Below are 25,225 nucleotides of genomic sequence, written 5' to 3'. Positions count from 1 at the left end.
AATCTCTCCCTTTTATTAGAGTGATGTATGCTGAGTCTTTTTGGTATGTAGATATCTTTGAAGTTTAAATTGCCATAAGGGCATACAAACGAGCACAAAATTGTGAATAAAATGTGCCGCCAGTACACAAATAAATCCATAATGCATAAAAAGAAAACCAAGAAAACATCCAAAAACAAAAAGATGCGCCCAGCGAATCCATCTTGGATCATACCCAGTGACCTGATGCATAATTGCCCATAAAAAAGATGATATTAAAATGGACAATATCGCATTCCCACTAAACCAAAATATAAGAGAAATCATTAAGAGTCGGTATATTACTTCTTCCCCTATAGAACTTTGCAGACTCATATTAAGCCCTTGTCTTAAAGTAAATCCAGATAAAAACATACTTCTATTTGATAGTTCCGGAGAAATACGTAATTTATTCATTCTCTCTAACAGGTAAAAGACCAGTGATGTGATGCCTAGACTAATTAACCCAGCGCTAAGACCAATAAAAGTTTGTCCAACGATTTCATCTAAAAATTTCATTTCTAATTCATTCGCAAGAGCGCCTCCTGCCAATGAACATATAAATACTACAAATCCTGTCAATAATCCTGCAAACAAAGTAGAGAGTATACCAAGTAATTTAACAGTTTGAACACTCATCCTAGCATCGTAAGCATTTACTATCGTTAACTGTATATCCTCCTTAATTGTCAGAGATTGCACTAGTACAATCATGAAACCCAGCATAAGACTTAATGTGAGGTGAATTTGAACATTCATTAAAACTAAAACTAATATAGCCATGATCATCGCAGCAGCTGATCCTAACATACCTGAGAGACCAAAAGTAGACTCAACTTGTTCATCTCTTATTACTTTATTCATCCGATCCGTTAAAATCTCTGTATCTGTGCCTATATAAGTGATCACACCAGATTGCATTTCAACTGTTACCTTAAGTCGGATATCTTCCTTTTCAGCAAGATACCAATATGTTTTAATTTCACGAAAATCCTCTTCTTTTGAACCAGAACCAGTTGGTTTTGTCTTAGCCCATAACCCCTTTGAAGAACAAGTCAATTGATCTTTTAAACCTTCTAGTGAAATCTGACCGTCTTTTTTAGATAATGAAGTTTGCCTTACATCTGCATAAAAAAAGGTCACTTCCCGTTTAGCGTTTACTCCTATCACGAATGATTGGTTTTGGTGAACAAAACGAACACGCCAAGACTCAACCAATCCCATTTCATGAAGTATATGTCGATTTTTTTTAAGTAAACCTAAATGATGTAACTTATTCACTGTTTCATGATCATACCAATAGACTGAATATACCTCCCAAGCTTCCACGTCTATGCCCACAAACTCTCTAATAAAATCGATACCAACTTTTCTTGCCTCAATTTTATCTAAAAGGTTTGATTCTATTGTTGAAACTCTATACTTCGCAAACAGGAAGAGCCCTATCACTCCAAGACCTGACCACAAAATAAAAGTCATACTATTCATGAGCGATGCCTGCTCTCATTTCATTTTCAAAGGGGAGATCTGGCTCAGATAGTTCAACTTTCCCTATACATTTACAGTTTTTCGCTTCACATTTCAATTTCAATAGACGTGTTGGTGAACCAATATCAGAAAAAGAATCCGTTAGAATGTGACCTAAAGGAATATCCTCTAATTGACAAGGTGTCACATAACCGTCTGCCCTTATATACCAAGCCAAATAACCCGGTGTACAAAAATCAGTTGTAAAAGAACTCTCTTCATGCTCCCAATCAATTATATTCAAATGGTGTCCCCACTTAGAACGTGCCTGCTGTAACTGGCTTTGAACACGCTGCTCAAACGAAGTTTCTAGCGCTTTAAAATTCTTTGTAGCACGTCCTACGGATAATGTCTTACCAGCACGGAAAATGGAGGCATTTGCTTTTGCACAATGATCAACAACCTCTGCTACTTGATCAGCGTTCATTTCATTGATGGTCATTGCAACAATTACAGGAACATTCACTTCTGTTAACCGCTGGATGGTTTCCATACTTTCCTGAAAAGCACCTTTCCTTCCCCTTAAGGAATTGTGAGTGTCGCTCGTACCGTCAATACTAATTTGTACAGATACATTTCCTAGATGACTGAGTAATTCCACTTCTTCTTGTCTCCAGTTTAAGCCATTGCTAAAAACGTTTACGTTCGTAAATAATGAACTCGCAACCATCACAATTTCTTTGAAACCTTTTATGAGTTTGGCTTCGCCCCCTGTTAAAGTGACATCAGCCACACCTTGCGCAGCTAGTTTTTGCATCACATTAATCCACTGGGAACATGTTAATTCTTCAGGATAGGGCTTACCGGAACTAGCATAACAAAAGGAACAACCTAAGTTACAAGCGTTTGTTAATTGGAGAGTACAGCTAATTGGCAAATAGGACTGTAAAGATCCTGTAAATTGAATAGGTTGATTCAATAACCCTTGTGTCCAAGCTTCTGTAAAAGGATGGGCACTCAATTCTTCACGCAACTGATCAGCTGTTAGCTCTTCCTTTTTAACGATTTCCCAGATACGAGCAGTTTTGCTCACGTCTTTATTCTTAGATAATAAAAATGCAAGCTGAGCCCCTCTTCCACTCAATCTAAAATAATACATTGATTTTCTATCTATCATAACTGCGCCATGAGGCTGCAAATGAATCGCTAGTTCAGGTAAATCGTATTCTGCTAGTTGATTACTTGACATAAATAGACACCCCTTTTATAGAATAAGGAGCTAGCAATATATGCTTAACTCCCTATGTTATTCATTAAATAGCTCTCATTGCAGGATGTGGCAGTGCACAAACTCGTGTCATTGCAATACTTTTTGAGGCCCAGCACCCCATACATCCAGCCGCCTTAACAATTGAAGTACCACCTGGACGCTTAAGGCTTTTTTTACTCACAGATTCCCATTCTTTTTGGTTTCTTGTCATAAGTAAAACCTCCTCTCAAAATTTGCATAGTGTCAATAGACCCAATAGCTATGCACCCTGATATTACCATATGAAAAATGTCGAAGTAAGGGGAATTGTGTAAAATATTCTAAAAATATACTTAAAAGGTTTTTATATCAATAAATTAGAGAGAACTAAATATAAAAAAGATTGGATATGAAAATCCAATCTTTTAGCCCATACTTCCCATATGCAAAAATTTTTCATTATCTACCTCATCAAGATAATCATTAAACCAAGTCCATATCCCGACAAGCCCATACATCCACCTCGACCTTTAAAGCAGGTGAAGCCAAAGCCACCACATAAATCATCGTCATACAAGGCAGGTGATCTCCTAAAAACTGACCCATGATTCGTTTTCTACTCTCAGCATCAAACTCACCTACCAAATAAAACACAAGCTTCGTTATATCTTCCACTTTCATATCTGCCGCTTCTACATTGCGTTTTACATTCTCTAACGCTAGCTCGAGCTGTTCCATCGGGCTCGCTGGGATGGTCCCATCGACTTCCATCCCCACTTGCCCTGATAAGGTTAACCACCGCTGCGGCCCTGTTGTCTCTATTTGATGGATGTACGGTGCAACTGGCGCATGAATGGTCTCAGGATTACGTGATGTTTTCATTGATCAAACCCCTTTTCTGAAAATACAATCAATTTATAACTATCATACCAAACTTTCTTCCCATCCTATCTGCGTATGCTCCGAACGAAGCCAAAAAAAGACCTTTCTTCAAAAGAAAGACCTCTCTAAAATGATGACCCGCTCCGATGCTCAATTTGATGAATCCAATTCAAATCCGCCTCTAAATGAAGCAGCGTGCCAGAAATCAATAAGTACCGACTCTCATCACCTTGCACAAGACATTCCGTTTTCAGCTTCGTGAGTTCCATCACATCTTTCATGATGACGGCTTTCTGCTGCTGAAGCATTTCTTTTTCTTGATGAAATCTGATTTTCCGTGCACAGCCCCATTTAAAGTGAAAATCATCCTTTGCAGCATGATATGGAACAGGTGCCAACAGCCATGATTCCAGCTCTTGTCTACCTTCTTCCGTCACGTCGTACAACTTTCGATCTTGGTCATCTATTCCCACTGCTGTCACCAATTGATCACGAATTAACCGATCAAGCGTCGTGTAGATTTGACCCGGGTTGATTTTTCCTTTTATTCCGAGCAATGACTCCAGCTCTAGCTTTAATTCATATCCATGATGTTGCTGCTGACAGAGCGATGTTAAAATTCCGTATTTCACTGACATATGATTTAACCTTCTTTGAGAGATGATATCATCTCTATTTTACTCGCTGTCGCACTAGAAATCCACGAAGCCGCTAAACTGAGTGCAATTCCTGCGATCACTGCCAGCAATAGATGCACAAACGGCAATTGGAATGAAACAAATCCACCCAGCCAATCAGATTGGCTTGAAATATATAGAAGAATCACACCAAATAAAATGCCGCCAATCACACCTGTTAACCCAATGAGCACACCTTCTCCGACGATCATTTTTCTCACCTGCTGCTTTGTCAGCCCCAGCGCCCGCATGGTGCCAATCTCAGATGTACGTTCAAGCGTATTCATCAGCAGTGTATTGGCTGTTCCAATGCTCGCGAGCCCCATAATGAAAATGAGCATCATAGAAATTAACTCGTTCATACCAGTGAAAGCCGATGTCGTTGATTTAATCTCATCCTCTACTGTTTTCACCTTTGAAAGCCGATGTCCAAAGTCTTCCCATAGCTGATCTCGTAAAGACTCACCGGCACCTTTGTCTTTTAACGTAAGCAGGATATCAAGGGGCTGCGCCCACCCTAAATCGTCTTGTAAAAATGTCTGATCGACAAATGCCACATAACCAGAATGATGAGAAGTTTTGACCACATCAATGACTTGTAACTGTTGCCGGCCAGAAGGTGCATTGAGATACACACTCTCTCCAATACGCCCACCCCATTCATCAAACGCACGCTCTCCTAACACGATAGAAGGCGTTTCTGATAATCGTTGATACAAATCGCCTTTATTGTCACCTTCTATAAAAGACGGTCCCTTTTCCTCTACGCCGATCAGAGAAAATTGTCTTTTCTCTCCATCAGCCGTTTCCCATGTCAAAGGAGCCGCTTCCATCATCGGTTCCACCCGTTCAACAGCCTCATAGGATGACAGCTTTTCTTGATCCGCTTTCGTCCATGACGCTTCAGAAGTAACCCTGAGATCACCGCCGTACGTTTGACGAATCTCTTTTTCGTAGCCGTCTGGAGCCGATTCAATGACCGCACTTAAAAGCAAGATCACAGCAATCCCAACAGCTAGAATCGCCGCCGTATTGGCATTTCGATTCAGTTGCTGCGTGACATGCTGCGAGGATAGATGGCCCGGGTAACCAAAGATAAACTTCAAAAGAGGCGCCAACAACCGGTTCAAAAAGAGCAGAAAAAATGGGAATAACAGAACCATGCTGGCTAAAATGCCAAGATAAGCAGCTGGATGATCCACCCATACAAATGAAAGCAAGCCTATCCCTATCACCGCTCTAATGACCGATTGTTTTTTCGGTGTAGAAGTTTGGGTAGTGGATTTTAAAGTCAGCAGCACAGACGTTTTCCCTGCATGATAGATCGGAAATAACGAAAACAGCACAGGGAACACAATACCAATGATCACGGAAATTACAACAGGCACTTGCCAATCTAACGAATACACCATATCAAAAGCGAACACACCAAGCAGTGTTTGCATGAACACATCTCCAAGCCAAACGCCAATCGGCACCCCAATGGCTGTTCCAATACATGCCAAGATCAAAACCTCAATCAACATCAGCTTAGAAACAGAGCCCTGCGTATAACCAAAGCTCTTCATAATCGCAAATTCCTTTTTCCGTTCCATCACACTCGTATAAATCATATTAAACACGATAAAACCGCTCATAAACATCGACAGCCCTGCGATGAGGTAAAAGAACGTGTACAACCCGCCAATGTCATTACTTTGCCGGTCATCCGCCACCACAGGCTGGACAAAAACATCGGCATCCTTGAACTCTTTCTGTAAAGATTGAAAGAGCTGCTCTCCGCCATCATTCGTCTGAAATCTCATATAAGAAAGCTGATGATCGAGTCCCGTCCATTCTCTCAATAAATCAAGCGGCGCCATCACACGAAAACTCGATGATTCTGCACCCTCCCAGTCACTCGGACTTGAAAGCAGCTGTGTATATTCCACAATGGCAGATACCTTCGCTTCGCCCAAATCAGAAAAACGAATGGTATCTCCCACTTTTTTATTCAGCAGCTTCGCCACAACATCTGGTATGACCAACCCCTGATTATCCAAACGCCCTTCAATCACAGGCAGCTTCAGTAAAGAGCTCGTTTGATCTTGTACTCCGGTAATTCGTACCGCCCGTTGGTTAAGAGAGTGATCACCTTCTACATCAAAAAACGTCTGTTTATCCAGCGCTAATAATGATCCTGTCACATCAGGATGCTTTAAAATGGAGGAGATCTGTTCCTCATCATACGTATGATCATCACTCAACACCCAATAATCTGCATCAGCGACATACATTTGCTCATAGTAATGAAACACATCATTTGTCGTTCGATCGGCAATGAGCATCGACGTGACAAAAGCAATCCCCACCATGATGCCTAAGACAGAAATGACGAACCGCTTTTTATGCTGAATCATGTTACGCCATGAAATTCGCCACATACTGAGCATAATCATCATCCTTTCTAGAGATCACTTGATCAATGACACCGTCTTTAAAAAGGATGATTCGATCCGCAAATCCTGCTGCGAAAATATCATGCGTCACCATGATAATCGTCTGCTTGCTTTCTCGATTGAACTTGCACATTAACGCCAAAATATCCTCCGCTCTATGCCGGTCCAAGTTCCCTGTCGGCTCATCTGCTAACAGCACTGACGGCTGATTGACTAGAGCTCTTGCAATCGCTATACGCTGCTGCTGCCCGCCGCTCAGCAAACTAGCCCGTTTCCGTCCAAGTCCATTCAAGCCAACAGCCTCTAACAGCTCTACAACCGTCTGTTGATTCTCCTTTGTTAAACGTCCATCTGCATGCAGCGGAAACGCCACATTTTCTTCGACAGTTAATGTAGGCAGCAGCTGATAATTTTGAAACACAAACCCAATCTGTTTTCGGCGAAAAATCGTTCTCTCTTTCTCATTCATCTCACTCAACTGATGCTCATCTATCAAAATCTCTCCATCAGTAGGCAGATCAAGCCCGCCTAACAGCTGAAGTAATGTACTTTTTCCAGAACCACTCGGTCCCATCACCGCTACAAACTCCCCTTCTTCTACCGTCAAATCAACGCCCCTCAACACTTCAGTCCGCTCTTGACCTTGAAAAAATTCCTTCTTCACATTCTTGATCTGAATCATCTGCAAACTCCTCCCATCCCTTTACGGAGTAATTATATACTAAGTATATATTATTTCAACATTTAAATCATGATAATATGTATTCACATCTTATTTATTACTTACTAAATACATAAAAAACCCTTTAGATTTTCATATCCAAAGGGTACACCATGCTATAATTCTTGTTTTCTAAAAAGAAACCATCCGATGAGAAAAAAGAAACCAATCAATACCGATACACCTAGAAAGCTTGTAAGTGCCTGATCCGAATAAGTCCCTCTATGAATCATCTCCTCAGCCGCACTTGTGACGCCTTTAGGTGCAAACTTCCCTAATATATCCTCATAAAACGAAGGAACGGTAAACAGGATGAGGTTGAGCAAAAGGGAAACGCCGCCCGCAGTCACTGAGCGCTTAAAGAACGCCGATGCACAAATGGTCGACACCACAATGAGCAGTAGGTTTGGATAATACAAAAGCGTTCCTTTTAACACATTGCCCCAATCTACATGCCCAAATTGGATGTCCACATAATAAACGGAAGCAAGCACCGCCACTACCAAACTAAACAAAGTTAAACAGGCATAGGCACATATTTTTGAGGCATAATAACTCATTCGACTGATCGGTTTCACCATAATCATCGCCGTCACCCCAGAGGCACGCTCTCCAGCAATTGTCCCCATCACGATCATAATGAGGATAAACACGCCAAGCGAATCAAATTTACTCAAAGCACTGGCTAAAGCCTCTCCAGCACTAGGCTCTGGTATATAAAATGTAGACCCTTCAGGTAAATTAGCCGAATTCGATAAAAGATCCGGCAGCATTTTGAGCGTAATAGGCTGTGTAATCATTAAAATCGTAAAAATGATCGGCACAAATAAGATTTTATAACTAGTGAATAACTCCCTAAATTCCTTTTTCAACATCATCATGCCGTCACAACCTTCATGAAAATATCTTCAAGCGTTAGCTTAGATAGTCGATATTGGAGAAGAACACCACCAGTTTCAGTGATGAGACCCGGCAGCTCCTTCAATGCCGCTTGTTGATCGTTGACTCGCACCTGATAAGCGTCTCCTGTCTCCATGCATTCCTCCACCCAATCCCGCTCCTTTAACAAAGCCACTAGTTTCGTATTCTGTTGTTCTAATTGAAATTCAATCACGGGCTGGATATAGTCTTCTTTGATCTGTTTCATCGAAGAGGACATTTCAATTTTGCCGCTGTTGATCATGATAATATGATCGGCCACACGTTCAATGTCATCTAAAATATGGGTCGACATAAAGATCAGCATCTCATGCTTTAGACGCTCAATCAAAGTCAGGACGTCTTTTCTCCCCATGGGATCAAGTGCCGACACAGGCTCATCTAGGATCAGAACCTGTGGGCTATTGATCAGCGCCTGTGCAATGGCAAGCCTCTGCTTCATGCCTCCACTATAGCTGCCAATAACGCGATCCTTCGCCTCATACACACGGCAAAGCTTCAACAGCTCCTCTGTTTTGGAACGAATGATGTTTTTCTCTAAATGAAATAACCCGCCAACCCAATGCATCCACTCCTGCCCCGTCATATCTTGATAAAATGCAGGATGCTGAGGACAGTACCCAATCACCTGACTGATTTGATCCATGTCCTTTGTGACATCAAAACCTGCCACCTTCACAATGCCAGACGTAGGACGAGCAAGCCCCGTCAAAATCCGGATCGTCGTTGTCTTTCCCGCTCCATTGGCTCCTAAAAAGCCAACACATCCAACCTCCCCAACAGAAAACGAGACATCTTTTAACACTTCATGCCGTCCATACGATTTCGTCAGCCCGTAACACTCCAAGATATTCAAGCGAATCCCCCCTACTAAGATTGTTTACGACCAAAAATGAAATACGCAATAGGACCGGCACTCGCCACAAACACAATCACCAAAGCCCAAACCCACTTCACCTCTCCCCTGATTCTCGACGGATCTCTTTTCAACAAATCAAACAAACCAATCACCATTAAAATCGCTTGTAGCAAAATAAGAGGTAAAATCATCTTCATATCCATACACGCCACTCCCTTTTCAAACGTCAATTTGTTTTGATATTACTTCTTTTGACGACATGAAGAGAGAATTCGTTCAAATGGATTTTATTTTTATTGGTCGAATGGTCTATAAATATAAAAAAGCCCAGTGAAGGTTATTCACTGGGCTTGCTTGTAATGATCATGACGAATCTCGCAAAATCTTTTCCATTTTCTTTCCCTTGGCTAACTCATCAATCAACTTATCTAGATACCGAATATTTTTCATCGTTTCTTCCTCAATGTCCTCTACCCGTACACCACAGATGACTCCTTTGATTAAACTGCGGGAAGGATGAAGCTCAGGAGCCTCAGCAAAGAAGGTTTCAATGTCTATCTGTTTATCTATCTGTTCCTGTAGCTCTTCTGGACTGTACCCCGTTAACCAACAAATAATCGTATCAACCTCAGCCTTCGTTCGACCCTTTCTCTCTGCCTTTGCGATATAGAGAGGATAGACTTTTGCGAAGCTCATTGTGTAGATTTTAGGTTTGGTCATGTATCTGCTCTCTTCTTTCGTTACATATTGATATTGCCAGGTCTTCAAAAGTTTCTACTCCCACTATATAAAATGTCTATTCCTTTTATTTTGGTGCAGTCTCAGTATTAAACATTTGAAGGAGATAGCATGATTAGCTCTTTTTAAAGCTCTAAAATAGACGTTCTACCTAAATTTCTTAACCTACGCTGTTCACAGTCATAAAATTTACAAGTCCTTTTATGCTCTATCTATAAACAATCATATATACCTTTTTATTTCCTTCATCTTTTTTGAAAGCTTAATGTCGTTTATTAATACTTTCTACTGAAATACTAGTTGAAAATTTCTTATTAAATACGAAAATAAATGTGTTCACTCGATGCTTTCAAACACCGAAACGATGCACACGTCCTCGAGAAAGTGCATCTTGAATTGTTAACAAGGACTTGTAAAGAGCAAGTTCACCTTGCCCTCAACTTTTTTAATACAACTAGAGATTTTTGTTTTTAGTTCCACTGTTTGACGTTTTTCATGTAGATTACCTACCTTTACAAAAATTCTAGAAACACAATACCAAATACTGCTGATAACGCTGCACCTACTCCTATAGAAATTAGCGCAAATATCCAATGATCTTTTATAGACTCGAATATTCCTTGTGGTGTAAATCCATAAATATGATGCCATTTACTTTTAGTTTTCAAACTCTTATCAATAACTCTTTCAAGTATGGCATGAAAAATATCTACTTTCCTAAGCGTTGAACGATGTAACTCAACATACTTTAATTCTTCAAAAGCTTTCGCTTCTTCTGCGCCCGTTAAAAAATCTTTTTTAGTTATATTGTTTAAATCTATTAATTTTTCTAACCTCGGATGATCGGCATAATCTGCATAAATATCAACTAGTTTTCTTGCTAAATCAAACTTTTGAGAATCTGGTATTGAAATTGGCTTACCACCCAATACACTAAATCTATGATCTATAGCTTGAAAGCCATAATTAATATCTCTCATGTTCCAATGAACCCAATTGTAATTCAGATGAGTTTTTATGAACTTATAAAATTCAGTTAACATTACCTTTTCTAACTCGTCATACCTCGCTTCAATTTCTGCTAAAAATCCTTTTTTTTCAGCTACTTTATGAATAGAAAAAGTTTCTGTTTGACCTGTATGAAAATAACGAACTGCAATTGACGTTATTCTAGGAGTGCGTCCGTCTTTAATATGATAAAAACTTTCGCAAGAATAATGTATTATTAGTAAGTTAGCAGCATTATTAACTAGATTTTGAATTTCATTTAAAGTTTTTCTTCTCTTATTCAATCTTTGTCTAGTATTAACCATTATTTTCCTCCTAAAATAAAAAAAACACCCGCTCTCTTATTTTAATTATAAGCGAACGGGTGCCAAAATTCCATATTTAAACAACTTTACTATTCGAACTCCGATTTTATTGAAACCTACTCCACTGTCACACTCTTCGCAAGGTTACGTGGTTTATCCACATCACACCCACGGTGAAGGGCTGCGTAGTAAGCGATTAGCTGTAATGGAACAACAGATGCAAGTGGTGCAAGTGCTGGGTGTACAGCTGGAAGGACGAAACGGTCGCCTTCGTCTTCTAGGCCTTTTAGTGAGATGACACATGGGTTTGCGCCACGTGCAACGACTTCTTTGACGTTACCGCGAATGCTGAGGTTTACGTGCTCTTGTGTTGCAAGGGCAATGACCGGTGTGCCTTCTTCAATTAAAGCAATGGTGCCGTGTTTGAGTTCTCCGCCAGCAAAGCCTTCTGCTTGGATGTAAGAGATCTCTTTTAATTTTAGTGAACCTTCAAGGCACACATAGTAATCAAGTCCTCTTCCGATAAAGAATGCGTTACGTGTCACTGTGAAGAAGTCACGAGCGATTTGTTCCATTTCATCCTTTTGATCGACTAGGGCTTCCATTGCGTTTGCTACAATCCCAAGCTCTTTCACAAGATCAAAGTCAAGAGATTGACCATTTAATTCAGCTGCAACGGATGCAAGGATCGCAAGAACAGCGATTTGTGCTGTGTAAGCTTTTGTTGAAGCCACTGCGATTTCTGGTCCTGCATGAAGAAGCAATGTGAAGTCTGCTTCACGGGAAAGCGTAGATCCTGGTACGTTTGTGATCGTTAATGCTTTATGACCAAGCTCTTTGACTTGAACAAGTACAGCACGGCTGTCCGCAGTCTCTCCAGATTGAGAAAGGAAGATGAACAACGGTTTTTTCGATAGAAGCGGCATGTTGTAAGAGAATTCACTTGCTACATGGACTTCTACAGGTACTTTCGCCCAGTCTTCAATGTATTGTTTACCAACAAGTCCAGCATGGTAGCTCGTTCCGCAAGCCACGATGTAAATGCGGTCTGCGTCTGCTACTGCGCTTGCGATATCGCCAGCGACTGACAGCTTGCCGTTTGCGTCTTGATATTCTTGGATGATTTTGCGCATCACTAGCGGCTGTTCATCCGTTTCTTTTAACATGTAGTGAGGATATGTGCCTTTCTCAATGTCGCTTGCATCAAGCTCAGCGATATAAGAAGGACGTGTCATAATATCACCGTCAAGGTTTTTAATGATGACCTCGTCTTTTGTGACAATGACCATTTCTTTATCCATTAATTCCGCATATTCGTTTGTTACTTGAAGCATCGCCATTGCGTCAGAAGCCACAACGTTGAAATCTTCGCCGAAACCAACCAATAATGGGCTTTTGTTTTTCGCCACATAGATTGTTTCTTTGTTTTCGTTATCGAAAAGGGCAATTGCGTAAGAGCCTTTTAGTTGAAGAAGCGTTTGACGGAAAGCTTCCTCTGTATCAAGACCTCTGTTCACAAATTGTTCGATGACTTGAACAACAACCTCTGTATCTGTGTCGCTTTTTAGTGTGACGTCTTGTAAATATTCGCGTGTCAATTGTACATAGTTCTCGATGACACCGTTATGAACAAGCGTAAAACGGCCAGAAGCACTTTGATGCGGATGCGCATTTAGATGGCTTGGTACACCGTGTGTTGCCCAGCGTGTATGTCCAATTCCTGCTGAAGATGCCACGTTTGCATCAACAACTTCACGAAGTTCAGCGATACGTCCTTTTTCTTTGAACACATGCACGCCATCTTCGTTTGCCACAGCGATACCTGCTGAGTCATACCCACGGTACTCAAGCTTCTCTAAACCTTTTAATAAGATTTCCTTCGCATCATTCTGACCAATATAACCTACGATTCCACACATAAATATTCTTCCTCCCGATCATGTGAAAGGGACAAAGAAAGCCTACTAAAATAGAAGGGACATTTCTTCGTCCCTCTCTACATGTTTATTTTGGGAGATCATGTGTATTCCCTTTGTACAAAGAGTCACCTCTTTGCTTTAAAGAAACACTTACGGCTGTGATCTCTATATTTGATCAGCCGGGAGGCATCCGCCGAAAAATTCGATAACCTCCATCCTCGTCAACTAAGCATCTGTCTCGTTCGATCGCTTAGTTCGGGCGCTATAATTATAAGAGTGGCTGAACATCTACCCTGCCTTTCCTGCTAGAATAAAAATCCAGTAACACAAGGATGATTGTACTATAAGGTCTGACCTCCGTCAATCACAATTTAGCGGGTGATCCCTTTCATGTGAGAAAGTGAGACCTCCCTACACTATATGCGATGAGGCTTGTCACGTTCTACCTTTGATGTGCTCTCTTATGTATGAAAGCAAGCAGCAAATTGCCCTCGATTATATGATTCGTATAGAACTTTCCTCTTATGACGTTTATTCGAAAAAAAAGCAAACCGCTACTTTGCGATTTGCTTTGATCAATTACTCTATACCCATTTCTTCTTTGACAACAGCCGTAATGCGAGCCACGTATTCATCACACAGCTCTTTTGTTTTCGCCTCTGCCATGACACGTACAAGCGGCTCTGTTCCTGATGGACGAACAAGGATGCGTCCGTCACCGTTCATCTCTTTTTCAACCTCTTGGATCACAGCTTTTACTTTTTCATTTTCTTCCACTTTATACTTATCAGATACCTTCACATTCACTAGAAGCTGCGGGAATTTCTCCATTTCAGCTGCAAGCTCTGATAATGTTTTTCCTGTTGCTTTTAGTGTATTCACCAGCATGATCGCAGAAAGCATACCATCACCTGTCGTATTGTAATCAAGGAAAATCAAGTGGCCTGACTGCTCGCCTCCGACATTATAGCCATCCTTTTTCATCGCCTCGACCACATAGCGGTCACCAACAGCGGTTTGAATGCTCTTAATGCCTTGCTTCTCAAGCGCTTTATAGAAACCAAGGTTACTCATGACCGTTGACACGACCGTGTCATCCTTCAATCGGCCTTCACCCTTTAGATAACGTGCGCATATGTACATAATTTGATCGCCGTCTACAATATCACCTTTTTCATCGACTGCAATTAAGCGGTCGCCGTCGCCATCAAACGCAAGACCAATATCGGCTCCTTTTTCTTTCACAAAAGCAGAAAGTGCCTCTGGATGAGTAGAACCTACGCCATCGTTGATATTCAATCCGTTTGGTGATGTTCCCATTGTTGACACATCTGCATCTAAATCTGCAAATAAATGTGTTGCAAGAGAAGATGTTGCACCATGTGCACAATCAAGCGCTACGTGAATGCCTGTGAAATCCTCGTCCGCTGTCTGCTTCAAGAATTGCAAGTACTTCTGACCGCCTTCAAAGTAGTCATTCACGGTTCCAAGATCGGCTCCCACTGGACGTGGCAATTCATCAACTGGCTGATCCATTAGCTGCTCAATTTCATTTTCCTGTTCATCTGACAGTTTAAAACCATCACCACCGAAAAATTTAATTCCGTTGTCTTGAACTGGGTTATGCGAAGCTGAAATCATGACACCTGCTTCTGCATCCATTGCCTTCGTTAAATAAGACACACCAGGTGTTGAGATCACACCTAAACGCATGACTTCAGCACCAATTGAAAGTAAGCCTGCTACGAGTGCTCCTTCTAACATATGACCAGATACACGCGTGTCTCGTCCAACGAGTACCTTTGGACGTTCTTTATCCTTCGTGAGCACATAGCCGCCAAATCTCCCAATTTTAAATGCGAGCTCTGGCGTTAATTCGCTATTAGCCACACCCCTTACACCATCAGTTCCAAAGTACTTGCCCATGTTTCAATCGCTCCTTTTTTACCATTCAAGAGGACGCTGCGTCCTCTTTATTATCTTCTTTGACCCGCTGTCTTTGACTCGATTCTTTTTTTGCTTTATCTTGTGTTGATTCCTTTTGACTCTTCTCTTCCTGATCATCATCGGATGATTGATCTTTCCGATCATTCGTAGAAGCCGGCTGATCTTCTGTATCAGTAGAAGTCAGTTTCACTTTGACCTTCGATCTAGATAATGTCCATGTCACATTTTGAGGGCCATTCACTTGTACTTTGACCTCATGTGTTCCTTCGTTTAAGTCCCCGACATTGATATAGGCTTCAATATCTGAAGCCTTTAGTTTATCAATTGCACTCTTTGATCCTTTTGCTGTTAGTGTGAGACGCCCAGAAGACGGACTCACAAATGCAGAGCTAAGATCCTTGCTCAGACCCACGACAGAAATTGGGACATTATCGATCTTTTTTTCTTCAGCTGTTGCAACCTTCACTTTGATTTTAACAGTTTCAGGCGATACCTTTTTCACACCATCTGGCAGTGGAATGTCGGCATCAATCTCTGTATCATCTTTAATCTTGCTTAGGTCCAGCTGAACGCCGTCAATAAAATCAAGTGCATCCAGCACCTTTTGAGAACCGTAGACTGTCACCTCACTTGGGCTTGTCTCGATGCTTGAGATACTAATCCCATCTGGCAAGCTGCCCGTCCGCTCAATCTTAAACGGAACTTTCTTGCTTGGACTCGTAATCGGGACCGTAATATCTACCACAGACGGACTCACTTCGACTGGTAGCTCATTCCCACTGCTATCATACACAGTGAGCTTCGCTTCTTTCTCAATTTGCTGATCGACATCCTCTAAGTTCACAAATGCTTTAATGACAGAAATTTTGTCGATCACGTCTTTTGAGCCAGTAACCGTGACATTTTTCGGATTCACAATAGGCTGCTCTGGTGAATAGCCGTCTTTGATTTTATTTTGATTATAAAATTCCGTTTCAACAGGGAATTCAGCTGTCGTTTTTTCTTGTATCGTCACAGTCGTCACAGACGGATTAATCGTTAACGTGATTCCTTTCGATACATCTCTTGCCTTCAATTCGACTTTATGTGTACCTGTCGTCAGGTTTTGCATATCTGCGTAAATTTCAAAATTTTTCGTTTGTCTTGCTGTTTTCACAGCACTAGTTGATCCTTTAATCGTGACATTGACTGTCTGCGGCACACCAGTGACTACATACTTTTCGTCGTCATAATATGCTTTAACAGGAATGTCCGTTAAGGTTGCTTCGTCTGTTGTCGATGTTGGGAAAAAGGATTCACCGATTTTTTTCGGCGTGGGCGCTTGCGCTGAATTGACTGCACCATACAGCAATAAAGCGAAGACCAATGCAAGAAACTTAACGGCCCAGCGATTATTCAAAATCTTATCCATTTTTCTTGCCCCTCCAATACCATTTGGTCGAGGAAGCATCTTTGCTGTTCTTACTAAACTCAGCAATCAGCATTTCTTCAAGCGCTTCTTCTGTCAATTCTCGATGGAGATCACCATTTCTTGCGACACTAATGCCGCCTGTCTCCTCGGAGACAATAACGGTTAAACTGTCCGTTACTTCACTAATACCAACTGCCGCGCGGTGACGTGTACCGAGCTCCTTAGAGATAAAAGGACTTTCAGACAGCGGTAAATAACACGCTGCAGCTGCAATCTCATCACGCTTCATAATCACAGCGCCGTCATGAAGCGGTGTATTCGGAATGAAGATATTAATCAGCAGCTCAGAACTGACCTTTGCATTTAAAGGAATTCCGGTCTCTATGTAATCATTCATTCCAGTATCGCGCTCAATCGTTAACAGCGCGCCTATTCTTCGTTTTGCCATATAGTTAATTGCTTTTGTAATTGCCTCGATCGTTTTCTGCTGCTGTTCCTCTACAGGTGTTCCGCTTCTAGAGAAGAAACGGCCGCGCCCAAGCTGCTCAAGCGCTCTCCTTAGCTCTGGCTGAAAAATAATAATGATCGCAAGGAACCCCCACGTAATCGCTTGATCCATCAGCCATTGAAGTGTGTTAAGACCGAGATACGCACTTCCCATCCTGACGAGAACAATGACGACAATTCCCTTTAAAAGCTGAACAGCTTTTGTTCCGCGGATGACCATCATTAATTTATATATCACATACCAAACAACGAGAATATCAACAGCATTACCGAGGTACTGCAAAAAAGGAATATCCCCTAAAGCCATTTCCTCGTCCTCCAGAATTTTCAGTTATTCTTCGTTCGATTCATTTTTTATAAAAAAAGAGCCTATGTGTAAGTACATAGCGTGGCTATTATACCACATTTTGTTTCAGCAAGGAAAATAGTTGCCATATCTGGCTGGCATTCAAGTCTGTCCATCAATAGAAAAAGAGCAGTCCCCTTAGAGACTGCTCTCAAACTGTTTGATTTACTTTTGCTCCTCTGGACCAATGACCCGCATCACATCTTGTGCTGTAGATTTCATTTTGTACCAAACCCAATCAAACACTTCATTAATTTCATTGATTTGACCAGTGACTTGTCCGGCAGAAGCAGTCAGCTGTTCTCCATTGACGACTGTTACGTTTCCATCAACCTTGCCTTCTACAATCAGCTTGCCATTTTTCACAGTGACATCACCTTTGACGGTTTCCCCTTTAGGTACCGTCACTGTATCATTTTCAACCACGAGATTCGGCTGCTTTGACACACTGAAATTATGATCCGTATTCCAGCTTGTAAACAGACTGCCTCCCATCAATATGACAAAGAGGGCAGCGGCGACCATTAGCGGATGAGCTTTGATCCATCTTTGAATCGACACACGCTTTTTCTCCTTTGGAAGACCTGCCATCACCTTTGCAGTGAAATCAGATGGTGCTTCTATATGAGATGTACTCTGCACGAGCGCGATGGATTTCTCAATTTGTTGAAAATGAGTACGGCATTCCTCACACGATTGCAGATGGCTCTTTAATTCTTTTTCATCTTCGGGCTCTATGTCCCCGTCTAAATACTGATGCATAAGCAGGACGATTTTTTCCTGACAGCTCATCAAAATCACCTCACTCAAAGGTCTCTCAACTGTTTCCGGAGAGCCTCTCTACCCCTGTGTATTCTCGTTTTCACCGTACCAACTGGTATATTCAGAATCTCACTAATTTCTTTTAACGAGAGTTCATCAATATACTTTAATACGATGACCGAGCGATATTTATCGGGTAATCTTAAAATTTTTTGCTGAATGGTGCTCGATAATTCAAGCGACACCACCTCGTCCTCTGGCAAAATGCCGTCAGCCGCAATTTGAGAATACATATTCAGTCCTTCTGTCCCTGCCACCTCTGCATCTAAATAATAATCCGGCTTTTTTTTACGAATACGGTCGATGGTCAGGTTGGTTGCAATGCGGTACAGCCACGTGGAAAACTTACGATTCACATCAAAGCTCTCAATATTCACATAGGCACGAATAAACGCCTCCTGCGCAATATCTTCTGCTTCATGTGCATTCCCAAGCATACGGTAGCACAGCTGATAAATTTTGTCTTTATACAGGTCTACGATGTCTGCAAATGCGTTCTGGTCGCCTTTTTTCACTTGCTTAATTCTCTTTTTAATCATTGTTTCCATAGTATATTCAACCTCTGCCTTCACCGGTCTTTATGTATACGAACCTCGTTCCAAAAGGTTTCATTCTCCTCTAAAAAATAGTGTAACAAATTTTTGACAGCATGTTACGCTTATCAGCCGGTAAAAACCTTAACATATCCTTAAATTTCCCCAAAATTAAAAAAAGAACGGGAACAAGTCCCGCTCTATAATAGCTTTTCACCCATTAAAGAACCAATTAATGCAACTGCCGCTTCTGCTGTTTTATTTTTCTCATCTAATACCGGATTCACCTCAACAAACTCAGCAGAAGTCAAAATACCTGCTTCCTCTAAAAGCTCCATTGCTAGATGACTCTCCCTATAACTGATGCCGCCAGCAACCGGCGTTCCCACGCCAGGGCACTCCGCTGGATCAAGGCCGTCTAAATCAAGCGACAAATGCACACCATCTGTTCTTTCTTTTAAATACGCAATGGCTTCCTCCATTACTCTCGTCATCCCTAATCGATCTATTTCATGCATCGTATACACTTTAATGCCTTTTTCTTTAATCAATGCCCGCTCTCCTTCATCTAAAGAACGAGCACCGATCAAGATCACATTCTCAGGCTTTACTTTAGGTGTATAACCGCCGATATTGATTAGATCATCATGCCCAAAGCCGAGACTGACAGCAAGTGGCATCCCATGAATATTTCCAGAAGGAGAGGTTTCCTCTGTATTTAAATCACCATGCGCATCATACCAAATGACACCCAAACTTTTATAATGCTTGGCTACACCGGCTAGTGTACCAATTGCAATGCTATGATCCCCGCCTAAAATCAGCGGAAACGAACCTGACTGCACAATACTGCTAACCTTTTCAGCAAGAAGCTGGTTCGCGCCAGCATTCTCCGTTAAGTTTTTCAGTTTTTCACTTGTATAGAGACCTTTCTCATCATCTCTTTGCTCAACGGGAATATCCCCTAGATCCTCGACATCAAATGAAAGCGATTCCAATTTTTCTTTTACACCAGCACAGCGAATGGCACTCGGCCCCATATCAACGCCCCTTCTCATTTGACCGAGATCCATCGGCACCCCAACAATCGTGACCTTCTTTTGATCTCCCATATGTACATCCCCTTTCCGTTCATGCTTATATTTTACTTTCTCGGTGCCTTCTGACTCAACTCAACAATATTTTGAATAGTTATACATTCCAATCGTCAAAATAAAAAAAAGACACCTTTTTAAAAAAGGTGTCTTAACTGGGCTAGCTGGATTCGAACCAACGCATGACGGAGTCAAAGTCCGTTGCCTTACCGCTTGGCTATAGCCCAAAAATGGTGGAGGGGGGCGGATTCGAACCGCCGAACCCGGAGGGAGCGGATTTACAGTCCGCCGCGTTTAGCCACTTCGCTACCCCTCCACATATGGAATTGATAAAAGAAAAACAGTGCCGGCAAGAGGACTTGAACCCCCAACCTACTGATTACAAGTCAGTTGCTCTACCAGTTGAGCTACACCGGCATATGGTGGAGGATGACGGGCTCGAACCGCCGACCCTCTGCTTGTAAGGCAGATGCTCTCCCAGCTGAGCTAATCCTCCACATGATGGTGACCCGTACGGGATTCGAACCCGTGTTACCGCCGTGAAAGGGCGGTGTCTTAACCGCTTGACCAACGGGCCAGTTTGTCAAGTTTACTGTTTCCGTGAAGCTGACAAAAGTTATTATATACAGGTTGTCCCCCTTTTGTAAAGGGGATTTTTATTTTTTTTATTTTCTAACTATTCAACCCTCATCAGCACAACATTTTGACTGAAATATAATTTCAGTATTTAAATATAATATTGAAATTTCATGTCATACTCAATATATTGAAAATGAAGAAATAAGGAGGTATGTCACATGCAGCCATCTCAACTGCGTTCTTTGACAACAGAATCAAGAAACCCTAACACCATGGGAATTTCACAAGCAAGCCCGCTAGAAATGCTCCAAATGATAAATGAGGAAGATATGAAGGTCGCTCAAGCCGTCAACCGTGTCCTTCCAGACGTAAAGACAGCAAGTGACTTTGCCTTTGAATCCATCTCGAATGGAGGCAGACTCATTTATCTAGGCGCTGGAACAAGCGGCAGAATTGGGGTAATGGATGCGGTCGAATGTCCACCTACCTATAGCATTTCACCTGATGTCATCGTAGGCATCATGGCCGGTGGTGACTCTGCCTTTTCACATGCAGCAGAAGATGTGGAAGACAGTGAAGAAGCTGGTCAAAAAGATTTAGAACACATTCACCTGACATCAAAAGATACAGTTGTCGGCATCGCGGCGAGCGGTAGAACACCCTATATCATTGGCGCTTTAAACTATGCTAAAACCATTGGAGCAAAAACAGTAGCCCTCAGTTGCAATGAACAAGCAGAGATTAGCGAACTAGCAGACTGCGCCATTGAAGTCGTCGTAGGACCAGAAGCCATCACTGGGTCAACACGAATGAAAGCCGCATCCGCTCATAAAATGATTTTAAATATGCTTTCCACCTCTGTCATGATCAGACAAGGCAAAGTATATGAAAACCTGATGGTGGATGTAAAAGTAAGTAATCATAAACTAAAAGAACGCGCCATCACCATCATTCAGCATGTGACCAATGCTTCCTACGAACAAGCCGTAAAAGCCCTTGAAGCAGCCGATTTAGAAGTTAAAACAGCCATCGTCATGCTCCAAACCAAAACAGATAAAAAGACAGCCAAAGACCTGCTCAACAAAGCAGATGGTCACATCGACAAAGCCATCTTACGTCATCAATCTTAAAGGAGGAAACTCATGTCAGCAGGCGGACTCACCCTACTACACACAATGAAATCAAAGCTTCCCCAATCTGAAAAAATCATTGCAGACTATATCCTTGCCCATCCTGACAAAGTCATTAAAAGCACAGTGCATGAAATCAGTCAGGCTGCCGGTGCAAGCAGCTCTGCCGTCATCCGTCTCTGTAAGTCTCTCGGGCTGGATGGCTATCACGATTTGAAAATGCGGATCGCTGGAGACTTAATGCACACTGATAAACAAGGCTACCGGGATATCGAACAAGATGAACCACTTCAATCCATTATTCAAAAGACAGCAGGAAACACCATTCAATCGATCAAAGATACAGCCTCTATTTTAAATGTAGAAGCTTTAGAAAAAGCTGTGCAACTGCTGCTGAATGCAAACCAAATCCATTTTATCGGTGTGGGTGCATCTGGCATCGTCGCAGCTGATGCCCAGCAGAAATTTCTCAGAATCAATTATGCAGCCACCGCCTTCACTGACATGCACATCGCATCTACGGTCATCGCAAATGCTGGAAAGAATGACATTGTGTTCGGTATATCCTTCTCAGGAGAAACATTAGACATCATCCAAGCGCTTCAGCTCGCCAAAGAAAATGAAGTAAAAACCATTGCTTTAACGCACCCAGGTCATACAAGCGTTTCTGCATTGTGTGATGTCCATCTATCAACGTCCGGTTCCAATGAAGCACCTTTTCGCAGTGCTGCCACTTCCTCTAGAATGGCACAGCTCTATTTAATCGATGTCTTGTTCCTCAGTTTAGCCTCCCGTCAATATGAACAGACAGCACAATATATTGACAAAACAAGGCATGCCATCCGCTCCATGAAACGAAAAACAAAGGGGGATTCAACATGAGTCATCAAAAAAAATATCAGCAGTTGGCGAAAGAAATCCTTTCACTCTGTGGTGGTTCTGAAAACATCTCTTCCCACACACATTGTATGACACGTCTCCGAATTACACCCATTGATCGTGAAAAAGTGCAAACCACCGCGATCAAAGAACTCGATGGCGTCATTGGCGTCGTCGAAGCGGAAACACTGCAAATCATTTTAGGCACAGGTGTTGTCAACCAAGTATCAAGTGCGTTTGAACAGCTGCTCAACGCCTCAGGTTCATATGACTTAAACAACGAAGCACAGAAAAACAAACAAGCCATTTCACAAAAGAACCGCACACCATTCAAGCTGTTCTTACGGCGGATCGCCAGCATTTTCATTCCCATTATTCCAGCACTCGTTGCATCGGGTCTTATAACGGGTATTACAAAAGCGGTCGTGCAAGCAGGCTGGCTCGATGAAAAATCTCAAGCTGCGATTATCCTAACCGTTATAGGCTCAGGTTTGTTTGCTTATCTCGGTATATTAGTAGGAACAAACGCCGCAAAAGAATTTGATGGCTCTCCTGCATTAGGCGCATTAGCAGGTATTCTCATCATTAACCCAGCTGCTGCTGATATTATGTTATTTGGCACTAATATTCTACCAGGTAGAGGCGGACTTATCGGTGTTCTTCTTGCAGCTATTTTTATGGCACTTGTTGAAACCCGGATCAGACGCTTCGTCCCGCAATCACTCGATATCATCGTCACACCAACCATCACACTACTCATTACAGGCATTTTCACGTACGTTATCTTCATGCCAGTCGGCGGATTTATATCTGATGCCATCACCTCTGGACTTACTTATCTATTAAACATTGGCGGTATTTTTGCCGGATTTGTTCTTGGTGCGACCTTCCTTCCTCTTGTTGTCACTGGACTTCACCAAGGCCTAACACCTATTCATATGGAACTGATTAATTCAATTGGAGATGACCCGCTTCTGCCAATCCTCGCTATGGGAGGCGCAGGACAGGTCGGTGCTGCCTTTGCCATTTATATGAAAACAAAAAAGAAAAAGCTGAAAAGAGCCATTGCAGGCGGACTTCCTTCAGGAATGCTTGGAATTGGAGAACCGCTCATTTTCGGTGTCACACTCCCGCTCGGAAGACCCTTCCTCACTGCTTGTCTCGGCGCTGGAATCGGCGGAGCATTTCAAGCCTATTTCCAAATCGCCACTAAAGCAATCGGGGTATCAGGTCTCCCATTAACCTTTATCGTTCACACACATCAAATGCTGCTTTACTTAATAGGACTCTTCATTGCATATGTCGCTGGATTTATCTTCACATACTTATTTGGATTTCATGATGATATGGCTGTTGAATTCGAGGAAAATTAGCAATAGGAGGTCTAGCTCTTGAAGAAATATTTTCTCATCATCACAAGTCTGTTCATGCTCCTTGGGTTACCAGTACAAACATTTGCAACTAGCTCCCATCCTGTATCGTCTTTGTCTAAAACAGCACCTGAAGAATATCCCGTCTTAAAAAAAGCAAAACGACCGGAACAAGTAGGTTTTTCTTCTAGGCAGCTTAGGAAGGTTGGTCACATGATTCAAAACGATATCAAAGCAGGATTTCCAGGGGCAGCACTCATCATTATCAAGGATGGTCAGATCGTCCATCAAAAAGCCTATGGCTACAGACAAAAATATAAAGGGACAACAGAACTCAAATTCTATAAGAAAATGAAAAAGAACACACTGTTCGATTTGGCATCCAACACAAAAATGTATGCCACCAACTATGCCCTGCAAAAGCTAGTATATGAACAAAAACTAGATGTAAATGAAAAAATACAAACCATCCTACCTGACTTTCAAGATGAACCAGATGCAAAGGTAACCGGCAAAGATCAGCTTCGAGTCAAGGATCTTCTCACCCATTCTGCCGGACTGCCTTCCAGTGTTTTATTTTATAGCAAAGAGCAAGCGGGCTCTTTTTTCTCTCAAGATAGACAAACAACCATGAAATGGCTACCAAAGGTGCCTCTGCAATACAAGCCAGGCACTCAGCATATTTATAGTGATATTGATTACATGCTGTTAGGCATGATCATTGAGAAAAAAACCGGTATGCCACTTGATCAATATGTAGAGTCGACGATTTATCGACCGCTTGGTCTAAAACATACCATGTTCAATCCGCTGAAAAAGGGATTCAAGCCAAAGCATTTTGCAGCAACCGAGCGTCTAGGCAATACACGCGACGGCGTCATTGATTTTGAAAACATTCGCAGGTATACCTTGCTAGGTGAAGTCCACGATGAGAAAGCCTATTACTCAATGGCAGGTGTCTCCGGACATGCTGGACTTTTCTCTAATACATCAGATATGGCCGTACTGCTTCAACTGATGCTCAATAAAGGAGGCTATGGGAAAACAACCATCTTTGACCAAGCTTCTATCGATCTCTTTACGGAATCATCAGACACGAACCCAACTTACGGGCTAGGCTGGCGGAAAAACGGCAATACTGACATGGAATGGATGTTTGGAAAATACGCAAGTAAAGAAGCCTATGGACACACAGGCTGGACCGGAACGATGACATTGATTGATCCAAAACACAATCTAGGCGTCGTCTTGCTGACAAATAAAAAGCATTCACCCGTCGTTTCACCTGAAGTCAACCCAAATCAATTTGAAGGTGACCTTTTCCCAACTGGTACTTATGGAAGCATCATGACTGCAATCTACGAATCTTTTAAGTAAAAGGAGGAAT

At 42.0% G+C, this 25,225-nt stretch carries 23 protein-coding genes and 5 tRNA genes; 4 read left to right on the top strand and 24 right to left on the bottom strand.

What is annotated here, in order from left to right:
- Positions 1 to 15: 15 nt before the first annotated feature.
- The 24 genes from NST01_RS01155 to NST01_RS01040 all read right to left on the bottom strand — a co-directional run bounded on the left by NST01_RS01155 (position 16) and on the right by NST01_RS01040 (position 20,457).
- Positions 16 to 1,506, bottom strand: coding sequence for a CPBP family intramembrane glutamic endopeptidase (locus tag NST01_RS01155; RefSeq protein WP_017366485.1), 1,491 nt, complete (start codon positions 1,504 to 1,506; stop codon positions 16 to 18).
- Complete coding sequence (gene skfB / locus NST01_RS01150; RefSeq protein WP_008343919.1) at positions 1,499 to 2,734, bottom strand: sporulation killing factor system radical SAM maturase; 1,236 nt, start codon at positions 2,732 to 2,734, stop codon at positions 1,499 to 1,501. Before skfB ends, NST01_RS01155 begins: the two co-directional genes overlap by 8 nt.
- A 64-nt stretch (positions 2,735 to 2,798) precedes the next feature.
- Positions 2,799 to 2,966, bottom strand: coding sequence for a sporulation killing factor (gene skfA / locus NST01_RS01145; protein ID WP_017366484.1), 168 nt, complete (start codon positions 2,964 to 2,966; stop codon positions 2,799 to 2,801).
- Positions 2,967 to 3,217: 251 nt separating this feature from the next.
- The gene (locus NST01_RS01140; protein WP_017366483.1) at positions 3,218 to 3,616 is read right to left on the bottom strand and encodes a RidA family protein; all 399 of its coding nucleotides are present in this window, start codon (positions 3,614 to 3,616) and stop codon (positions 3,218 to 3,220) included.
- Positions 3,617 to 3,741: 125 nt separating this feature from the next.
- Positions 3,742 to 4,254 carry a PadR family transcriptional regulator gene (locus tag NST01_RS01135; protein WP_007498534.1) on the bottom strand — a complete coding sequence of 171 codons (513 nt, stop codon included), beginning with the start codon at positions 4,252 to 4,254 and terminating at the stop codon, positions 3,742 to 3,744.
- 5 nt (positions 4,255 to 4,259) lie between these two features.
- On the bottom strand, positions 4,260 to 6,725 hold the full coding sequence (locus NST01_RS01130; protein WP_341041334.1) for an FtsX-like permease family protein: 2,466 nt from the start codon (positions 6,723 to 6,725) through the stop codon (positions 4,260 to 4,262).
- A complete protein-coding gene (locus NST01_RS01125) occupies positions 6,694 to 7,413 on the bottom strand; it encodes an ABC transporter ATP-binding protein (RefSeq protein WP_341041332.1) in 720 nt (239 codons plus the stop codon). Before NST01_RS01125 ends, NST01_RS01130 begins: the two co-directional genes overlap by 32 nt.
- A gap of 155 nt (positions 7,414 to 7,568) precedes the next feature.
- Positions 7,569 to 8,333 carry an ABC transporter permease gene (locus NST01_RS01120; protein WP_129548047.1) on the bottom strand — a complete coding sequence of 255 codons (765 nt, stop codon included), beginning with the start codon at positions 8,331 to 8,333 and terminating at the stop codon, positions 7,569 to 7,571.
- Complete coding sequence (locus NST01_RS01115; RefSeq protein ID WP_217816263.1) at positions 8,330 to 9,247, bottom strand: ABC transporter ATP-binding protein; 918 nt, start codon at positions 9,245 to 9,247, stop codon at positions 8,330 to 8,332. The genes NST01_RS01120 and NST01_RS01115 overlap by 4 nt, the downstream gene beginning before the upstream one ends.
- 14 nt (positions 9,248 to 9,261) lie before the next feature.
- A complete protein-coding gene (locus NST01_RS01110) occupies positions 9,262 to 9,453 on the bottom strand; it encodes a PLD nuclease N-terminal domain-containing protein (RefSeq protein WP_003217265.1) in 192 nt (63 codons plus the stop codon).
- 160 nt (positions 9,454 to 9,613) lie between these two features.
- Positions 9,614 to 9,970, bottom strand: coding sequence for a DUF2200 domain-containing protein (locus NST01_RS01105; RefSeq protein WP_026050037.1), 357 nt, complete (start codon positions 9,968 to 9,970; stop codon positions 9,614 to 9,616).
- A 530-nt stretch (positions 9,971 to 10,500) separates the two neighbouring features.
- Positions 10,501 to 11,301 carry a hypothetical protein gene (locus NST01_RS01100; protein WP_017366477.1) on the bottom strand — a complete coding sequence of 267 codons (801 nt, stop codon included), beginning with the start codon at positions 11,299 to 11,301 and terminating at the stop codon, positions 10,501 to 10,503.
- Between the two features lie 116 nt (positions 11,302 to 11,417).
- The gene (gene glmS / locus NST01_RS01095; RefSeq protein WP_046527275.1) at positions 11,418 to 13,220 is read right to left on the bottom strand and encodes a glutamine--fructose-6-phosphate transaminase (isomerizing); all 1,803 of its coding nucleotides are present in this window, start codon (positions 13,218 to 13,220) and stop codon (positions 11,418 to 11,420) included.
- A gap of 579 nt (positions 13,221 to 13,799) precedes the next feature.
- A complete protein-coding gene (glmM, locus tag NST01_RS01090) occupies positions 13,800 to 15,146 on the bottom strand; it encodes a phosphoglucosamine mutase (protein ID WP_007498543.1) in 1,347 nt (448 codons plus the stop codon).
- Between the two features lie 25 nt (positions 15,147 to 15,171).
- On the bottom strand, positions 15,172 to 16,578 hold the full coding sequence (locus NST01_RS01085; protein WP_035390676.1) for a CdaR family protein: 1,407 nt from the start codon (positions 16,576 to 16,578) through the stop codon (positions 15,172 to 15,174).
- Positions 16,571 to 17,392: a diadenylate cyclase CdaA gene (cdaA, locus tag NST01_RS01080; protein ID WP_008344027.1), complete on the bottom strand. Its 822-nt coding sequence runs from the start codon at positions 17,390 to 17,392 to the stop codon at positions 16,571 to 16,573. Before cdaA ends, NST01_RS01085 begins: the two co-directional genes overlap by 8 nt.
- A gap of 204 nt (positions 17,393 to 17,596) precedes the next feature.
- Positions 17,597 to 18,223: an anti-sigma-W factor RsiW gene (rsiW, locus tag NST01_RS01075; protein ID WP_008344028.1), complete on the bottom strand. Its 627-nt coding sequence runs from the start codon at positions 18,221 to 18,223 to the stop codon at positions 17,597 to 17,599.
- A gap of 14 nt (positions 18,224 to 18,237) precedes the next feature.
- Complete coding sequence (sigW, locus tag NST01_RS01070; RefSeq protein ID WP_007498553.1) at positions 18,238 to 18,801, bottom strand: RNA polymerase sigma factor SigW; 564 nt, start codon at positions 18,799 to 18,801, stop codon at positions 18,238 to 18,240.
- A gap of 185 nt (positions 18,802 to 18,986) precedes the next feature.
- Positions 18,987 to 19,898: an arginase gene (gene rocF / locus NST01_RS01065; protein WP_098681036.1), complete on the bottom strand. Its 912-nt coding sequence runs from the start codon at positions 19,896 to 19,898 to the stop codon at positions 18,987 to 18,989.
- Positions 19,899 to 20,035: 137 nt separating this feature from the next.
- Positions 20,036 to 20,107 (bottom strand) — tRNA-Gln (locus NST01_RS01060).
- A 4-nt stretch (positions 20,108 to 20,111) separates the two neighbouring features.
- Positions 20,112 to 20,196 (bottom strand) — tRNA-Tyr (locus NST01_RS01055).
- A 28-nt stretch (positions 20,197 to 20,224) separates the two neighbouring features.
- Positions 20,225 to 20,297, bottom strand: a tRNA-Thr gene (locus NST01_RS01050).
- A 3-nt stretch (positions 20,298 to 20,300) separates the two neighbouring features.
- A tRNA-Val gene (locus NST01_RS01045) sits at positions 20,301 to 20,376 on the bottom strand.
- 6 nt (positions 20,377 to 20,382) lie between these two features.
- Positions 20,383 to 20,457, bottom strand: a tRNA-Glu gene (locus tag NST01_RS01040).
- 220 nt (positions 20,458 to 20,677) lie between these two features.
- On the opposite strand from NST01_RS01040, the gene murQ reads away from it, so the two are divergent.
- The 4 genes from murQ to pbp4b are packed head-to-tail and all read left to right on the top strand — an operon-like array spanning position 20,678 to position 25,215.
- The gene (gene murQ, locus NST01_RS01035) at positions 20,678 to 21,589 is read left to right on the top strand and encodes an N-acetylmuramic acid 6-phosphate etherase (protein WP_206114153.1); all 912 of its coding nucleotides are present in this window, start codon (positions 20,678 to 20,680) and stop codon (positions 21,587 to 21,589) included.
- A 12-nt stretch (positions 21,590 to 21,601) separates the two neighbouring features.
- Positions 21,602 to 22,471 carry a MurR/RpiR family transcriptional regulator gene (locus NST01_RS01030; RefSeq protein WP_007498558.1) on the top strand — a complete coding sequence of 290 codons (870 nt, stop codon included), beginning with the start codon at positions 21,602 to 21,604 and terminating at the stop codon, positions 22,469 to 22,471.
- The gene (locus NST01_RS01025) at positions 22,468 to 23,841 is read left to right on the top strand and encodes a PTS transporter subunit EIIC (RefSeq protein ID WP_341041327.1); all 1,374 of its coding nucleotides are present in this window, start codon (positions 22,468 to 22,470) and stop codon (positions 23,839 to 23,841) included. The genes NST01_RS01030 and NST01_RS01025 overlap by 4 nt, the downstream gene beginning before the upstream one ends.
- Before the next feature lie 18 nt (positions 23,842 to 23,859).
- Positions 23,860 to 25,215 (top strand): penicillin binding protein PBP4B, encoded by a 1,356-nt coding sequence (pbp4b, locus tag NST01_RS01020; protein ID WP_135226942.1) that lies wholly within the window; start codon positions 23,860 to 23,862, stop codon positions 25,213 to 25,215.
- Positions 25,216 to 25,225: the final 10 nt, after the last annotated feature.

The organism is Bacillus sp. FSL R7-0166 (assembly GCF_038008935.1).
In the GTDB taxonomy this organism is placed as follows: Bacteria; Bacillota; Bacilli; order Bacillales; family Bacillaceae; genus Bacillus; species Bacillus altitudinis.
The sequence above is the reverse complement of the archived record's forward strand: the minus strand, read 5'-3'. Positions and strand labels throughout refer to the sequence as shown.

Excerpts from the sequence above, each read along its gene's own strand:
- NST01_RS01155 (WP_017366485.1), bottom strand. The coding sequence starts at position 1,506 with ATGAATAGTATGACTTTTATTTTGTGGTCAGGTCTTGGAGTGATAGGG.
- skfB (WP_008343919.1), bottom strand. The coding sequence starts at position 2,734 with ATGTCAAGTAATCAACTAGCAGAATACGATTTACCTGAACTAGCGATT.
- skfA (WP_017366484.1), bottom strand. The coding sequence starts at position 2,966 with ATGACAAGAAACCAAAAAGAATGGGAATCTGTGAGTAAAAAAAGCCTT.
- NST01_RS01140 (WP_017366483.1), bottom strand. The coding sequence starts at position 3,616 with ATGAAAACATCACGTAATCCTGAGACCATTCATGCGCCAGTTGCACCG.
- NST01_RS01135 (WP_007498534.1), bottom strand. The coding sequence starts at position 4,254 with ATGTCAGTGAAATACGGAATTTTAACATCGCTCTGTCAGCAGCAACAT.
- NST01_RS01130 (WP_341041334.1), bottom strand. The coding sequence starts at position 6,725 with ATGCTCAGTATGTGGCGAATTTCATGGCGTAACATGATTCAGCATAAA.
- NST01_RS01125 (WP_341041332.1), bottom strand. The coding sequence starts at position 7,413 with ATGATTCAGATCAAGAATGTGAAGAAGGAATTTTTTCAAGGTCAAGAG.
- NST01_RS01120 (WP_129548047.1), bottom strand. The coding sequence starts at position 8,333 with ATGATGATGTTGAAAAAGGAATTTAGGGAGTTATTCACTAGTTATAAA.
- NST01_RS01110 (WP_003217265.1), bottom strand. The coding sequence starts at position 9,453 with ATGGATATGAAGATGATTTTACCTCTTATTTTGCTACAAGCGATTTTA.
- NST01_RS01105 (WP_026050037.1), bottom strand. The coding sequence starts at position 9,970 with ATGACCAAACCTAAAATCTACACAATGAGCTTCGCAAAAGTCTATCCT.
- NST01_RS01100 (WP_017366477.1), bottom strand. The coding sequence starts at position 11,301 with ATGGTTAATACTAGACAAAGATTGAATAAGAGAAGAAAAACTTTAAAT.
- glmS (WP_046527275.1), bottom strand. The coding sequence starts at position 13,220 with ATGTGTGGAATCGTAGGTTATATTGGTCAGAATGATGCGAAGGAAATC.
- glmM (WP_007498543.1), bottom strand. The coding sequence starts at position 15,146 with ATGGGCAAGTACTTTGGAACTGATGGTGTAAGGGGTGTGGCTAATAGC.
- NST01_RS01085 (WP_035390676.1), bottom strand. The coding sequence starts at position 16,578 with ATGGATAAGATTTTGAATAATCGCTGGGCCGTTAAGTTTCTTGCATTG.
- cdaA (WP_008344027.1), bottom strand. The coding sequence starts at position 17,392 with ATGGCTTTAGGGGATATTCCTTTTTTGCAGTACCTCGGTAATGCTGTT.
- rsiW (WP_008344028.1), bottom strand. The coding sequence starts at position 18,223 with ATGAGCTGTCAGGAAAAAATCGTCCTGCTTATGCATCAGTATTTAGAC.
- sigW (WP_007498553.1), bottom strand. The coding sequence starts at position 18,801 with ATGGAAACAATGATTAAAAAGAGAATTAAGCAAGTGAAAAAAGGCGAC.
- rocF (WP_098681036.1), bottom strand. The coding sequence starts at position 19,898 with ATGGGAGATCAAAAGAAGGTCACGATTGTTGGGGTGCCGATGGATCTC.
- murQ (WP_206114153.1), top strand. The coding sequence starts at position 20,678 with ATGCAGCCATCTCAACTGCGTTCTTTGACAACAGAATCAAGAAACCCT.
- NST01_RS01030 (WP_007498558.1), top strand. The coding sequence starts at position 21,602 with ATGTCAGCAGGCGGACTCACCCTACTACACACAATGAAATCAAAGCTT.
- NST01_RS01025 (WP_341041327.1), top strand. The coding sequence starts at position 22,468 with ATGAGTCATCAAAAAAAATATCAGCAGTTGGCGAAAGAAATCCTTTCA.